The organism is Actinoplanes lutulentus, from assembly GCF_003259845.1.
GTDB lineage: Bacteria > Actinomycetota > Actinomycetes > Mycobacteriales > Micromonosporaceae > Actinoplanes > Actinoplanes lutulentus.
In genome coordinates this window covers 103,540-117,417 of the sequence record NZ_QLMJ01000005.1, presented here as the reverse complement: position 1 = coordinate 117,417, position 13,878 = coordinate 103,540, and the positions used below count along the sequence as shown (strand labels likewise).

The 13,878-nt window shown below is 71.7% G+C and carries 11 protein-coding genes and 1 riboswitch; of the genes, 4 read left to right on the top strand and 7 right to left on the bottom strand.

Annotated elements, in window-relative coordinates; translation table 11 throughout:
* Positions 1-33 precede the first annotated feature (33 nt).
* A riboswitch (cobalamin riboswitch) is annotated at positions 34-105 on the bottom strand.
* A gap of 128 nt (positions 106-233) precedes the next feature.
* From B0I29_RS13415 to B0I29_RS13400, 4 genes are all read left to right on the top strand, one after another.
* Entirely contained in the window at positions 234-1,436 is a 1,203-nt protein-coding gene (locus B0I29_RS13415) for a precorrin-3B synthase (protein ID WP_111649281.1), read from the top strand.
* The gene (locus B0I29_RS13410) at positions 1,436-2,053 is read left to right on the top strand and encodes a precorrin-8X methylmutase (protein ID WP_111649280.1); all 618 of its coding nucleotides are present in this window, start codon (positions 1,436-1,438) and stop codon (positions 2,051-2,053) included. Before B0I29_RS13415 ends, B0I29_RS13410 begins: the two co-directional genes overlap by 1 nt.
* A gap of 31 nt (positions 2,054-2,084) precedes the next feature.
* Positions 2,085-3,692 (top strand): precorrin-2 C(20)-methyltransferase, encoded by a 1,608-nt coding sequence (locus B0I29_RS13405; RefSeq protein WP_111649613.1) that lies wholly within the window; start codon positions 2,085-2,087, stop codon positions 3,690-3,692.
* Positions 3,693-3,852: 160 nt separating this feature from the next.
* Complete coding sequence (locus B0I29_RS13400; protein WP_111649279.1) at positions 3,853-5,376, top strand: cellulase family glycosylhydrolase; 1,524 nt, start codon at positions 3,853-3,855, stop codon at positions 5,374-5,376.
* Here B0I29_RS13400 and B0I29_RS13395 read toward each other — a convergent pair.
* The 7 genes from B0I29_RS13395 to B0I29_RS13365 are packed head-to-tail and all read right to left on the bottom strand — an operon-like array spanning position 5,316 to position 13,843.
* On the bottom strand, positions 5,316-6,551 hold the full coding sequence (locus B0I29_RS13395) for a glycosyltransferase (RefSeq protein ID WP_111649278.1): 1,236 nt from the start codon (positions 6,549-6,551) through the stop codon (positions 5,316-5,318). The two genes, B0I29_RS13400 and B0I29_RS13395, sit on opposite strands and share 61 nt — an antisense overlap.
* A complete protein-coding gene (locus B0I29_RS13390) occupies positions 6,529-7,761 on the bottom strand; it encodes a glycosyltransferase family 4 protein (protein WP_111649277.1) in 1,233 nt (410 codons plus the stop codon). Before B0I29_RS13390 ends, B0I29_RS13395 begins: the two co-directional genes overlap by 23 nt.
* Positions 7,758-9,152: a lipopolysaccharide biosynthesis protein gene (locus tag B0I29_RS13385; RefSeq protein WP_245972499.1), complete on the bottom strand. Its 1,395-nt coding sequence runs from the start codon at positions 9,150-9,152 to the stop codon at positions 7,758-7,760. The genes B0I29_RS13390 and B0I29_RS13385 overlap by 4 nt, the downstream gene beginning before the upstream one ends.
* Complete coding sequence (locus B0I29_RS13380) at positions 9,146-9,994, bottom strand: hypothetical protein (RefSeq protein ID WP_111649276.1); 849 nt, start codon at positions 9,992-9,994, stop codon at positions 9,146-9,148. The genes B0I29_RS13385 and B0I29_RS13380 overlap by 7 nt, the downstream gene beginning before the upstream one ends.
* On the bottom strand, positions 9,991-11,922 hold the full coding sequence (locus B0I29_RS13375) for a hypothetical protein (protein WP_111649275.1): 1,932 nt from the start codon (positions 11,920-11,922) through the stop codon (positions 9,991-9,993). The genes B0I29_RS13380 and B0I29_RS13375 overlap by 4 nt, the downstream gene beginning before the upstream one ends.
* The gene (locus tag B0I29_RS13370; protein ID WP_111649274.1) at positions 11,919-13,019 is read right to left on the bottom strand and encodes a glycosyltransferase family 4 protein; all 1,101 of its coding nucleotides are present in this window, start codon (positions 13,017-13,019) and stop codon (positions 11,919-11,921) included. The genes B0I29_RS13375 and B0I29_RS13370 overlap by 4 nt, the downstream gene beginning before the upstream one ends.
* The gene (locus tag B0I29_RS13365; RefSeq protein ID WP_111649273.1) at positions 13,016-13,843 is read right to left on the bottom strand and encodes a glycosyltransferase family 2 protein; all 828 of its coding nucleotides are present in this window, start codon (positions 13,841-13,843) and stop codon (positions 13,016-13,018) included. Before B0I29_RS13365 ends, B0I29_RS13370 begins: the two co-directional genes overlap by 4 nt.
* Between the last annotated feature and the right edge of the window lie 35 nt (positions 13,844-13,878).

Below are 13,878 nucleotides of genomic sequence, written 5' to 3'. Positions count from 1 at the left end.
CCGCGCCCCGGGTAGTTGAGATCGCAGCGACCGGAGTTCCTGGCTCCCGGGTGGACAAACCCGGTGACAGTGGCGGGACCGCGCCGGACTCGCACCGGCTTCCTCCGCGGCGTCGCCGCTGGTGAACTTTCACCTTTCCGCGTCACGTTACTGGACGTCAAGGCGAGGCCCGGCTGTGACTCTCCTGACCCGAGGCTGCGAACCTGTCGGTGGCCGCCCGTAGTATCCGGGCCGTGGCACCCCTCCGGCAGTCCGATACCGACGCCTGCCCTGGCGCGCTGCGGCTTCACGCCGCCGCCGACGGGCTCCTGGCGCGTGTCCGGCTGCCCGCGGGTGAGCTGACCGGCGTCCAGCTGGGCGCTCTGCGCGAGCTGACCGAGCGGTTCGGCGACGGCTTCCTGGAGCTGACCTCCAGGGCAAACTTCCAGGTCAGAGGCGTAAAAGCCGAGGACGCGGAGACCTTGGCGACCCACTTGCGCGCCGCCGGCCTCCTGCCGTCGGCAACCCACGATTCGGTACGGAATATAGCGGCGCCCCCACTGGCCGATCCGAGGATCCGCGCGCTGACCCGGAGCCTGGACGCAGCGATCCTCGGCGATCCCGGGCTGCCCCGCCTGCCCGGCAAGTTCCTGTTCGCCATCGGTCACGTCCCCCTGGCCGCCGACGTGTCAGCGGTCCCGGTCGATGCGCTGTTCACGATCCGGCTCGCCGGTCATGACACCGGGCTGCGAGTGCCGGCCGATCGCGTGGTCGAGTCGCTGATCGCGGCGGCGCACGCGTTCCTCACCGAGCGCGGCAGCGGGACCGCCTGGCGTCTGCGGGAGCTCGCCGACGGCCCGGCCCGGGTGTCCGCGCGGGTCAGCCAGGCCCTCGGCCTCACCGCCGGCGACGTCGCGGCGGCGGCCCCGGTCGACACCCTCGATCCGGGTGACCTGCTCGGCGTCCTCGATCAGCCCGGCAGCCCGCTCGTGTCGGCGGGTGCTCTGGTGCCGCTGGGGCGCCTCGGTGGCGTACCCATGAAGGTTTTGGAAAAGGCCGGGCGGCTGGTCGTGACGCCATGGCGGGGCATCCTCGTCACCGACCTGGCTCGCGACGCGGCAGCGAGCTGGACCGATCGCCTGGCCGGCGCCGGCCTGGCCACCGAGGCCGACTCGCCGTGGGTGGGCGTGACCGCGTGCGCGGGCCGCCCGGGCTGCGCGAAATCCCTGGCCGACGTCCGCGCCGACGCCACCGAGACATCCCGCTTCGCCGACGGCCTCCCGGTCCACTGGGCCGGCTGCGACCGAGCCTGCGGCAGTCCCGCGGGCCGGCATGTGCTGGTGCTGGCGACCGCACAGGGCTACCAGGTCGGCCACTCCGGCGCGACCACCCATGACGTGACAGGCGCACCCGTCTCCCAGCTGGGGGATCTGGTGGCTGAGGCTAGGAGAGTCTGATGGAGTACGTGCGCGACGGCGCTGAGATCTATCGGCGGTCGTTCGCCACGATCCGGGCCGAGGCGGATCTCGGTGGGTTGCCGGCCGATGTGGCTCGTGTGGTGGTTCGCATGATTCACGCCTGCGGGATGGTCGACCTCGTGGAGGACGTCCGGTTCAGTCCCGGCGTGGTGACCGCCGCGCGGAAAGCCCTGCTCGACGGCGCTCCGATCCTCTGCGACGCCCACATGGTCGCGTCCGGGGTGACGCGGGCCCGGCTGCCCGCCGCCAACGACGTGGTCTGCACGCTGCGCGACCCGGCCGTTCCGGAGATCGCCGCCCGGATCGGTAACACCCGCAGCGCGGCCGCCCTGGACCTCTGGGGTGACCGGCTCGGCGGGGCAGTGGTGGCGATCGGCAACGCGCCGACCGCGCTGTTCCGGCTGCTGGAGATGGTCGAGGCGGGCGCGCCCCGGCCGGCCGCCGTGCTCGGGATCCCGGTCGGTTTCATCGGCGCGGCGGAGTCCAAGGAGGCGCTCGCCGAGTCCGGCCTGGAATATCTGATCGTTCGCGGCCGGCGGGGTGGCAGCGCCATGACGGCCGCCGCGGTGAACGCCATCGCGTCCGAGTCGGAATAAGCGTCACATGACGGAAAAGACGGAAACCAGCATGACGAACGACGTCCGGCCCGGCCGGCTCTACGGTGTCGGGCTCGGCCCCGGTGACCCCGAATTGGTCACCGTGAAAGCTGCACGGCTCATCGAGGCGGCGGACGTGATCGCGTACCACGCGGCGCGGCACGGCCGCAGCAACGCGCGGGCGATCGCGGCGGGTTACCTGCGAGAGGGCCAGATCGAGGAAGCGCTGATCTACCCGGTCACCACCGAGGGCACCGACCACCCGGGCGGTTACCAGGGCGCGATCGACGAGTTCTACGCCGAGGCCGCCGCCCGCCTGGCCGCGCATCTCGACGCCGGCCGCGACGTGGTGGTGCTGGCCGAGGGCGACCCGTTCTTCTACGGCTCCTACATGCACATGCACAAACGCCTGGCCGATCGGTACGACACCACTGTCGTCCCCGGCGTGACCTCGGTGAGCGCCGCGTCAGCAGTCCTCGGCCGCCCGCTGATGGAACGCGACGAGGTCCTCACCGTGCTGCCCGGCACCCTCGGACCGGACGAGCTGGCCGCCCGCCTCGCGGCCACCGACTCGGCCGCCGTGATGAAGCTGGGCCGCACCTTCTCCGGCGTCCGCGAAGCCTTGGCAAAGGCCGGCCGCCTGGACGACGCGTGGTACGTCGAACGCGCCACCACCGACAAGGAGCGCTCAGCGCCCTTGGCCGACGTCGACCCGGAGACGGTCCCGTACTTCTCGCTGGCCCTGCTACCGAGCCCGGCCGCGACCGCCTTCGGCGTGAAGGCCGCCCAGCCCGGCACATCGGAAATGGGCAAGACGGAGGCCCCGACAGAGGTCACGGCGGAGGCGACAGCGGAGGCTCTGGCGGAGGCCGGGGCCGCGACCGGGGATGCCGGGAGTGTCACTGTTGTCGGGCTCGGGCCTGGGCACAGCGGCTGGCTCACCCCTGAGGCGCAGGCCGTCCTCGCCGACGCTGATGACGTGATCGGTTACGGGCCCTATGTGGACCGGGTTCCAGCCAAACCCGGGCAGCGCCGCCATCCCTCCGACAACCGGGTCGAGGCGGAGCGGGCCGCGTTCGCGCTGGACCTGGCGAAACGGGGCCGGCGGGTCGCTGTCGTCTCCTCCGGCGATCCCGGGGTCTTCGCGATGGCCGCGGCCGTGCTGGAGGTCGCCGAGGACCCGCAGTGGCTCGACATCGACGTGCGGATCGTGCCGGGCCTGACCGCGGCGCAGGCCGTGGCGAGCCGGGCCGGGGCGCCGCTCGGGCACGACTTCTGCATTCTCTCCCTCTCCGACCGGCTCAAGCCCTGGTCGGTGATCGAGAAACGGCTCGACGCCGCGGCCGGCGCCGACCTGGTGATCGCGATCTACAACCCGGCGTCGAAAACCCGTACCGAACAGCTGGTCCGGGCGCGGAAACTGCTGCTGGAGCACCGCGCGGAGCAGACGCCGGTGGTGGTCGGCCGGGACGTCGGCGGGCCGGCCGAGTCGGTCCGGGTCACCACGCTCGGCGAGCTCGACCCGGCGACGGTCGACATGCGCTGCCTGCTGATCATCGGCTCGTCGCAGACCCGCGCGGTCACCCGGGGCGACGGCACCACCGCGGTCTACACCCCGAGGCATTACCCGCAGGAGTGAGGCCGCGCACCATCGGCCACGACTTGGGGAATGAAGGGCTCGCACCTTTCCGCTCCCGCACCGCAACCGGACTACCTCGACGGAAGCCTGCTGGACCACCGCAAATGACCGAAAGGAGGGTCACCGCAGCACCGACCGTGAAAAGAAGGGCTCATCTTCCGTGAAGACTGTTCGCAGCCGCGCAGCGATCATCGCCTCCTCGCTGTTGTTCGCCATGGCCGCCTCGGCCGGTGAAGCCACGGCCGCGAGCAAGCCGTCACCCGCCCCGAAGAACACGGTCAAGGCCACCGCCCCGGTCAAGGTCAAGGGTGAGGTCGTCGCGACCCTGGAAAGCCGGCTCGACGCCACGCTCTCCGCCAAGACGATCAACTACTACCCGTCGACGGCCGGCTGGTCGGCGATGTGGACCTCGTTCGACGCCGACCGGATCGACGCGGACCTGCAGAAGGCCGCCGCGCTCGGCGCCGACAACGTCCGCATCATCATCTTCCCGCAGGCGTTCGGGTACCCCACCCCGAAAGCGGAGTACGCCGAGCGCCTCCGCAAGTTCATCAGCATCGCCGACTCGTACGGCATGACCGTGAAGCTGACCCTGTTCGACTGGTGGGCCGGTTACAACGACGCCGCCGGCAGCGCCGGCTGGGCGAAGTCGGTGCTCAGCCCGTACGCGAACGACGCCCGGGTGATCTCGGTGGAGCTGAAGAACGAGTTCAACCCGGACGACCAGGCCGGCGTGGCCTGGGCCCGGCGGATCATCCCGGCCGTCCGCACTGTCGTCCCGCAGATGCCGCTGACCCTCTCGGTCGACGGCGGTGGCGGCGCTCCCGCGATGGCGAAGATCAAGTCGCTGATGGCCGGCACCCCGCTGGACTACTACGACTTCCACTTCTACGGCAACTCGGAGCGTTCCCTCGCCGAGCTTCGCAAGGCGCAGGCCGCCGTCAGCCCGGCCCCGATCGTGGTCGGCGAGACCGGCCTGAGCACCGCCGCGAGCAGCGAGGGCGAGCAGGCCGCGTTCCTGGCCCGGGTCTTCCAGGCCGCCAAGATCGCCAAGGTGGGCTCGGTGGCGCCGTGGACGCTGACCGACTTCAGCGCCGGCGCGATCCCGTCGAACTCGCAGGTCTCGAAGATGCCCGCGCAGTACAAGTTCGGCCTGTACCGGGCCGACGGTGCCGCGAAGCCGGCCGCGTCGGTGGTCCGCACGTACTGGGCCGGCGGCAAGGTCACGAACAGTGTGCTTGACCTCGGTTTCGAGGCGAGCGCCGGTAACTCGCCGTGGCGGCCGTACCTGGCCGAGCAGGGCGCGGCCGTCCGGGTCCGTGACGTGGCGCGTACCGGCACCGGTTCGGCACGGTTCAGTGACACCGGGCGGACCAGCTCCGCGCTGCCGTCGGTGCGTACCTCGCCGATCACCCCGGTGGTGGCCGGGCAGGCCTGGCACGCCGAGGCCTGGGCCAAGGGCCTCAACGTGACCGGTTCCAACGAGATCTCGCTGAGCTGGTTCGACGCGAACGACAAGTGGCTGGGCCAGAACGTGTCGAAGCAGGTCGCCAAGGGCACCAGCAACTGGACGAAGCTGACCATCGACACGGTCGCGCCGGCCGGTGCCGCCAGCGTCCAGCTTCACCTCAAGTCGGGCGACAACAACGGCTCGGTCTGGTTCGACGACGTGGTGCTGTCCTGACCATCAAGGGCCTGACCATCAAGGGCCTGACCACCAAGGGCCTGACCATCAGCAAGAGCTGACAGGAGGCGCGAGTAAGCGTCCACCGTCCGATCCCATGACGACGGATCCGCGTGCCGCCGGCCACACAGGCCGGCGGCTCGTGCGATTCCCCTCGCGAGCTCGGCCGGCGACGCCGGTGCCACGAAGACCGTCCCGCTGTAATCCGTGGCCGCCTCGACCAGCCCGCCGACCGCGGTGACCACCACCGGCACGCCGTGGCTCATCGCGATGTGCAGCGGACCGCTCGCCGAACTGCGCCGGTACGGCAGCACGACCACGTCCGCCGCCGCGAAGAAGTCGTTCACCTCGGCGTCGGCCACGTACCGGTTCACGAACGTGATCCGGTCCCGGACCGGCGAGTCGACGATCATCTCGCCGGGCTGCGTCCAGCCCTCCCAGGTCTCCCCCACGACGGTCAGGTGATAACCCGGCCCGAGCCCGGCAAAGGCTTCGATCAGATCCTCAAGACCTTTGTACGGCCGGATCGTCCCGAAGAACAGCAGCCGGCAGACGCCGGGTGTGCCGGGCCGCCGCGCCACCTCGTGATGGTCGAAAGGCCCGTGCAGGGCGATCTCCATCGGAACCGGCCCGATATCGAACGAGTCGCGCACGGCGAGGCGATCGAACTCGGAATGGACGATCACCCCGTCGGTACGCTCCAGCAACGGCCGGATGCACCGCCGCACATAACGAGCGGCCCACGCGTGCCGTGCCTCGCCGGTGTCCTGCACCTCGTGGAACTCCACCACCACCCGGATGCCGAGCGACCGCGCGGCCAGCGCCAGCACCAGGTACGAGTGCAGCACCGCCCCGGTCCACCACTGCAGCACGAGCACGTCCGGCTGGTAGGAGCGCAGGAATCGGACGGCACGCACCAGGGACGGCACGGCCCACCAGTCGACGCCGTCGAATACGCGTACCGAAGGCGCATAGCGCAAGTCGGCAAGTGAGTGACCGACGCGCTCGCGTCCGGGGTAAAGGCGTGCCGGCAGCAGCCGGCGCATCAGGATCGCGCCCACCTCGTAGCGCTCGGCGAGCGCGTTGCTGAGCCGGCAGGTGTAGTAGCTGATCCCGGAGAGGAACCGCCAGCCGGAGCCGACGACCAGAATTTTAGTGCGCGGAGATGCAGTCACGGTAAACCTCCTCGATCTCGGGGACGACGCGTGCCGCGGTGAAGTCGAGGCCGCGCTGATGGCCGGCGGCCCGCAGGCGGCCGGCCAGATCAGCGTCGGTGAGCACCCGCAGCAGCGCGGTATGCAGCAGGTCCGGGTCGCCGGGTGGGACCAGCAGGCCGTCCACCTCGTCGTGCACGACGTCCAGCAGTCCGCCGGAGGCCGAGGCGACCAGCGGCGTGCCGGCCAGCATCGCCTCGACCGCGACCTGGCCCATCCCTTCCAGCAGCGACGGCACCACCCCGGCCGCGGCGCCGTGCCAGGCCGCCATCACCTCGGCGTGCGGCACGTCGTGGCGGACCACCACACCCGGCGGGATCGGCGGCGTGTCGGCCCGGCGGGTGCCGAGGCAGACCAGCCGGGGCGCGTCCGGCACCGAGGCGGCGAGCCGCTGATAGGCGGTGAACAGCACGTCGATGCCCTTGTGCGGGCCGAGCTGTCCGACGAAGAGCAGGTAGGGGCCGTCCGGCAGCCAGTCCGGCCGCGGTGTGTCGCGGGCCAGCGTGTCCAGGCCGTCCGGGACCAGGCTGGAGAGGACCCGCACCGGCAGCTCGCCGGGAAGCCGGGCCAGGTTCAGCGCGGACGCCACCGACGAGGAGATCGCGGTCAACGTGTCGATGCCCCGGTGCCGCTGGGCGCGCAGGCCCGCGGTGAGCATGGCCGAGCGGGGCCGGCCGTACTGGACGGTGGCGCATCCGACACACCTCCCGAGGCTCGGCCCGGACGCGCAGCGGCGGCCGTTGCGGGAGAACGTCTTGCGAACGCACGTCAGCCCGAAATCGTGGGCGGTGTGCACGTGCGGCAGGCCCAGCCGGCCGAAATGCAGCGGCAGGTAGCTGTACATCAGCCAGTCGTGGCTGTGCACCAGGTCGAACGTGTTCGTGCGCAGCGTCCGCGCGATGTCCGACGTCGTCAGCGGGTCCGGCACGGTCGGGTGGAACGGCTTCGCCGGGTCGGCGTTCAGCATCGGCAGCATCGTGTTCGCGACGCTGCGCACGCGCAGGACGCGTACCCCGTTGATCTCTTCGTCCTGCGGCGCGGCGGGCGTCGCGAGGGTGAGAACCGTGACCTCGTGCCCGCGCCGCACCATCTCCTCGCTGCTGGTCGCGATGCTGCGCTCCAGCCCGCCGATCACCGGCGCGTAGAGATTGGACAAATGCAAAACCCTCATCGGATCCTCCGGGTCAGCTGCGTCTTTCCAGACCCAGTGGGTACGCACGACCGGCTCGCGCTCGCGGTCGTGTTTTCGTCCGAATCGCGACCGTGAGCGCGAGCCGGAGCTTCGAGGCCCGCCTTTCGGTGGCTTCGGCTGCGGAGTGCGATCGCGGCGACCAGCAGGGCGCTGGCGGTCTGGCCGATCAGCCAGGCGACGCCGGCGCCGGTGACACCGGCCGACGGCAGGAAAAGCCAGGCCAGGAGCAGGCACGATGCCGCCCGGACCGCGTTGAGGCGGCGGCAGAGCCGGAACTCGCCGGCCGAGCGCCAGTGCGCCACCGCGAGGTTCGTGACCGCGTCCGGCAGGGCCGCCAGCACGAGAATCTTCAGCAGCAGGCCGCCCTCGATGGCGTAGGCAGCGCTGAACAGAGCGAGGATCATGTCCCCGGCCGCGAACAACACCACCGTCGGTACGCCGACCACCGCGAGCACCACGACGGAGGCCCGTTGGAGCCCGGCGCGGCCGGCGTTGGTGCGCTCGGCGTACAGCGCGGACGCCACCGCCGGCGAGACCATGAACAGCATCGACGCGGTCATCCACGCCAGGTAGAAGTGCGCGTTCGCGTCCGAGCCGAGCCTCGCGGTGACCAGGACCGGTAGCAGCGCGGCCGGGCCGGCCTGGGTCAGGTTGATCAGGTGGTGCCCGGTCAGCGCGGTCCGCAGGTGCGGCAGCTCCGCGACGATCCCGGCCGGCCACACCCGCGCGCCGGGACGCAGCCGGGACGGCCCGAACACCACGGTCAGCGCGCTGACCAGCAGCGTCGGGACGGTCCAGGAGATCAGCACGGCCTCGGCCCAGTCCACACCGGGCACCGGGAACGCGAGGATCACGAACAGCGCGAGAATCTTGGTGGACGCGACGGCCAGGTTGCGGACGAGCATCCCGTGCCCGGCCCGGTGCGCGACGTAGACGTTGTCCAGCAGTGTGGTCAGCGTGACCGCGACGGCCGCGCAGACCAGCGCGGCCGCGCCCTGAGCGCCGGCGAGGAACCCGAAGTTGCCGGCCACCCGCGGCACGATCATCGCCCCGGCCGTGGCGACCGCCGCGGTCGCCGCCGCCGCGAAGATCAGCCCGCCGCTGACGATCCGCGACCAGTCGGCCGCCGCGCTGCCGGGCAGCCGCTGGATGAACATGTGCCCGGCGCCCAGGTTCGCGATCATGCTGACCGCGGTGGCGGCCGAGATGAGCGCGGTCGCCGTGCCGATCTCGGAGGCGGGTACGCACCGGGCCGCCAGCATCCAGTAGAGATATCCGAGCCCGCCGTTGACGACAGTGGTCGCCATGATGAGCAGGCTGTTCCGGGCGAGTGAGTCCCCGGAGATCCGGCGAACGGCCTTGATCAGCACGCGGCCCGTCCCTTACCCGTGCCTCGCGCGTAGAAGCCCGCGCTGGTGGCGCCGACGCTGATCCGCACCGGCCGCAGGCAGCCGTCGGACGGCAGGGCCGGCACCCGGATGGTGAACGACCGGGCGGTGTCCGCGTCGAGGGTGACCGGCCGGGCGCCGACCAGGTGCCCGCTGATCCGTACCCGCAGGGAGACCGTGACCGGGTCGAGGCCGGCGCTGGTCACCCGTACCGGGACGACCAGGCCGCGCCGCGGGACCGTCACCGGCTTGCTGATCCCGGCTGCCCACCCGTTGAGCGCCACGCTCAGATATCCGGGCTGCTCGGGCTTGGGCGAGTCGGTGTAGATCCGCGCGGCGACGCCCCCGATGGCGATGGCCAGCACGACCGGAACGGCCACGGCGACGGCCGTGCCGGTGCCCACGGCCGCGGCCGCGGCCGGGAGGTGCGGGCCTCGCTGTGTGGGCACGTCGGCCCGGCGGTGCCGGAGCAGTTCCCGCAGCACCGCCCCGGCAGCCGCCAGCGAGACCGTCGCCGCGATGCCCGCTGCCAGTGGTGTCACGCGTACCGGCACGCCGGTCGCGTGCAGCGCCAGCGCCACCAGCGGCAACGTGACCAGCCCGGCCATCGCGGCCAGCCCGAGCCGGGCGGCCGGGACGCCGGTCTCGGCCGGCACACCGGCCCGATGCCCGGCCGGAACGCCGGGGATCGCGCGGAGCAGGAGCTCGCCGCAGATCAGCAGCGCGAACAGGCAGAACGGGACGGCGGCCAGAGAGCGGCCGGTGGCGGCCAGGGTTCCGCCCAGGCTTACGTAGGCGAGGAGGGTGAGGCGGATCGTCGTCATCGCGGGTTCCTAGCGATCTTCGCGCCGAGGCTGTCGAAGTCGAAGCGGTAGATCGCCACGTGCGGGCCGTCGTAGACCTTGATCAGCCAGGGCATCGTGTCGAATTTGGCGAGCTGGGCCTTCGTGAAGGCGGGCCGGCCGTCGTGCGGGATCGGCTCGTTCGTCTCGAAGTAGATCTTGATGTCCGGCACCTGTTCGGCCATCCGGCGGTCCACCACGAGGAACTCGAACCGCCAGCTGCGCAGCTGGTGCAGCAACGCCGGGGAGATCGGCTTGCCGGGCTGGGCCAGGTACAGGTCGTAGGTGGGGAACGACTCCGAGCCGGTCGTCGGCTCCTGCTCGCCGTACGACCCGAAGATCAGGCCGGAGTACCGGTCGGCGACCAGCCGGGTCTCCCGGCCCTGCGTCTCGCGCATCCAGGCCGCGGCCGCGAGGACCTCGGGGGTGGCCGCCTTGGTGTCCGAGCCGAAGACCGGCGGCCCGGGGAACCGGTACGACGGGTTCATCCCGGCCGCGTTGTTGCCGACCAGCATCAGCGCGCATCCACAGAGGAGGAGAGACCCGGTGAAAACCCGGCGTGGCCGGTCCAGGAGTGCGATGATCATGGGGGCGACCACCACGGCCAGGCCGAGGTAACTGAACGCCCAGGACCGGCGTGCGCCCTCGGCGCCGGACGGGGTGAGAATCAGCAGCGTCGCCGGGAAATACAGCGCGCCGACCAGCAGCATCGCGGCGCTCGCGGCAGTGGTGAACGGGTCCGCGGACCGCCGGCGCCGCCACCAGAGCACGGTCGCGCCGATCATGGCGAGAAGCGCGAATCCCGGTGCCACGAACGCGGTGTTCTGCTCCCACCAGGGAGCGACCGAACCGCTGAACAGCGTCCGCCCGCCCGAGCTGCCGCCGGCGAGCCCGCCGAACTGGCCGAGCGCGCGGCCGAGGTACGGGTCGAGATAACTACCCGTTCGCGGGGCGACCGCACCCATCCAGAACGCGACCACCAGCGCGGTCCCCGAGGTGAGCGCCCACGCGGTACGGGCGGCGGTCACCAGCTCCCGGCGGCGTACCGACACCACGGTGCAGGCCAGCGCGATCAGTCCGAAGATGCCGGTGAGCCAGAGCGCGGTCAGGTGGTGGGTGGCGACGGTCGCCAGCGCGAGCAGCACCGTGAGGACCACCCCGCCGATCCGGGCGCCGCGAGTGCCGGCCCGCATCGTGCGCAGGCCGCCGGCCAGGGCCCAGATGAGGACCGCGATGGCGAGCGACTCGTACCCGAGCTGGGTGTCGAAGTAGAGGAACGAGCTGTTCAGGCTGTAGACGAACGCGGCAGCGACACCGATCCGGGGATCCGGCCAGAGCTGGCCGGCGAGGACCGCGACGCCGAGCACCACGAGCACGTGCGTGGTGATCAGCAGGAGCAGGGCGGCGTGCCAGACGGTCAGGCCGGTCAGCGCGGCCAGCGACGCGACAGTCGCGTGCAGACCCGGGTACTCGCCGATCACCCGGACGATCGGGTTCTGCTCGAAGAGCCGGCCGTCGAGGAGGATGTCGTGTGCCTGGCCCCAGTGGGCGTACTCGTCGTGGTACAGCGGGCCGGACGGGTTGCGCAGCAGCTTCGGCAGGTAGGTGAAGAGCGCGTACCCGACGAGGACCGCCAGCCGCAGCCGGGCGCTCGCGGTGCGGCGTACCCCCCAGAAGGCGGCGGGCAACGTGAAGATCAGCATGCCCGCCCAGAAGTAGCCGAACTGGTCGTTGCCTCCCCACTCGGCCCGGCGGAACGCCACCACCAGTGCGGCGGCACCGGCCGCCGCGGTGACCGTGAGAGTGAGCGCGCACGCGGCCGTCTCCCTGCCGCCGCGCAGAAGGCCGGCGCCGGGGAGACGGGTACGCGAGGACCGGCCGGCATCGATCCCGGCCGTAGTGGCACTCATCCGCCGACGGCCCCCGCGGCCGCCACCGGCTTGCTGGCCACGGCGGTGTAGACGTCACGGATTCCGCGGACCACGTGGTCCCAGGTCGGCAGGGTCGCCGGACGTTTGCGCCCGGTCGACGTCGCCTCGATCATCGCGGCGGCCAGGTCGGCTTCGTCGTCCGGGTCGGCGTACCGCAGCCAGACGCCGTCACCGGCGAGCCGGGCCACTTCCTGGTGTGCCGGGATCGGCGCGGCGACCGTGGGCAGGCCGGCCGCGAGCGCGTCGGCCACCGACATGCCGAACGCCTCGTGCGCCGAGGCGGAGACCGCCGCCGAGGCCTGTGCCAGGCAGGACGCGAACGTGGCGTCGTCGAGCCGGCCGTGGAAGACGACCTGCCCGGCGAGGCCGAGCCGGGCGGCGAGCTGACGCCACTGGGCGCCGGCCGGGCCGGTGCCGACCACGTCGAGCCGGTGTTCCGGGCCGAGGTGCGCCATCGCCCGGATCACCCGGTCGACCCGCTTGTACTGCTCCAGCCGGCCGACGCAGAGGATCCGGCGTACCTGGCCGGGCACGGCGGAGGCGGCCGGGCGCGGGTCGGTGCCGTTCGGGATGACCACGGTACGGTCGGCGACCTCCGGGAAGTGCCGGATCAGCAGCTCACGCTCGGCGGCGGTGACGCAGACGATCGCGCTCGACCGGTTCAGGATGGTCCGCCCGAGCGGGCGGTAGAGCCGGTGCAGCGCGGCACGGAACCGGGTGTGCCCGGTCCCGTGGTAGTGCGGCGTGAAGACCAGCGGGGTCCGGCTGTTGCCCAGCGCGGCACAGAGCGCGGCGAGGGCGTGGTAACTGTGGGCGTGCAGGACGTCGTACGTCTCGGCATGCGTGCGCAACCACCGCAGAAGCGGGAGCGAGAAACGGTAGTTGCCCGCCGGGACGGTGAGCGGGAATCGCCGGACCAGCACGCCGTCGATGTTCTCCACCGACCGGGCCGCGTGCTGGGTGATCACCTCGACGTCGTCGCCGGCGGCGGTGAGCCCGGCGCAGAGGCGCCGCACGTGGGTCTCCACCCCGCCGATGTCGGGGTGGTACGCGTTCGAGACGACGCCGATCCTCATCGCACCTGCCGTTCCGCCACTCGGATGGTGTCGCGCCGGCGCGGCCACTCGCGAGCGATGGTCCGCAGGACCCGCATGCCGTCGGTGAACGCGTTGAGGTTGCTGACCCCGTGGATCCGGGAGTGCTCGAAGCTGGGCACCTCGACGATCTCGAGTTGCGCTCGCGCGGCCCGCAGGTTCAGCAGGGTCTCGATCTCGAAGCCGTCGCCCCAGAGCCGGCCGTCCGTGCTGTTCGGCGGCGGCGACGTGCTGTCCAGGTCGAAGACGTCGAGGTGCCGCGCCCAGAAGGCGTTGTACCCGTAGCAGAGGTCGCTGTACCGGGTACCGAAGAGCAGGTTCACCAGCATGCTCAGGCACTTGTTGCCGGCCCGGCGCAGCCGGGTGATGTCGGCGCTGCCGCCGGTCGGCTGGAATCGGGAGCCCTTGGCGAAGTCGGCGCCGGACCGCAGCGTCTCGACGAAGCTGGGGATCTCCAGCGGGTCGGTGGAGCCGTCGGCGTCGATCATGACGATGATGTCGCCGGTGGCGGCGGCGAAACCGCAGGCCAGGGCGTTGCCCTTGCCCCGGCGGTTCTGCCGGACGATGCGGATGTCGGCACGCAGCCGGCGGGCGACGGCCACAGTGTCGTCCGTGGACCCCCCGTCGACCAGCACGATCTCGTCCACCTGCGGGAGCCGCGCGAACACATGCGGCAGGTTGCGGGCCTCGTTCAACGCGGGAACGATCACGCTCACCTTGGGTTCGGACCTGGCGGGGGCCGGCGGCTTGGCACCGGTCCGCTCGGCGCCGGTCTCGTCGGAAAGCACACGGTCGACCGTGGGCATCAGCTGTCTCCGATCGGGCAGGGTGGAGCCGGCCC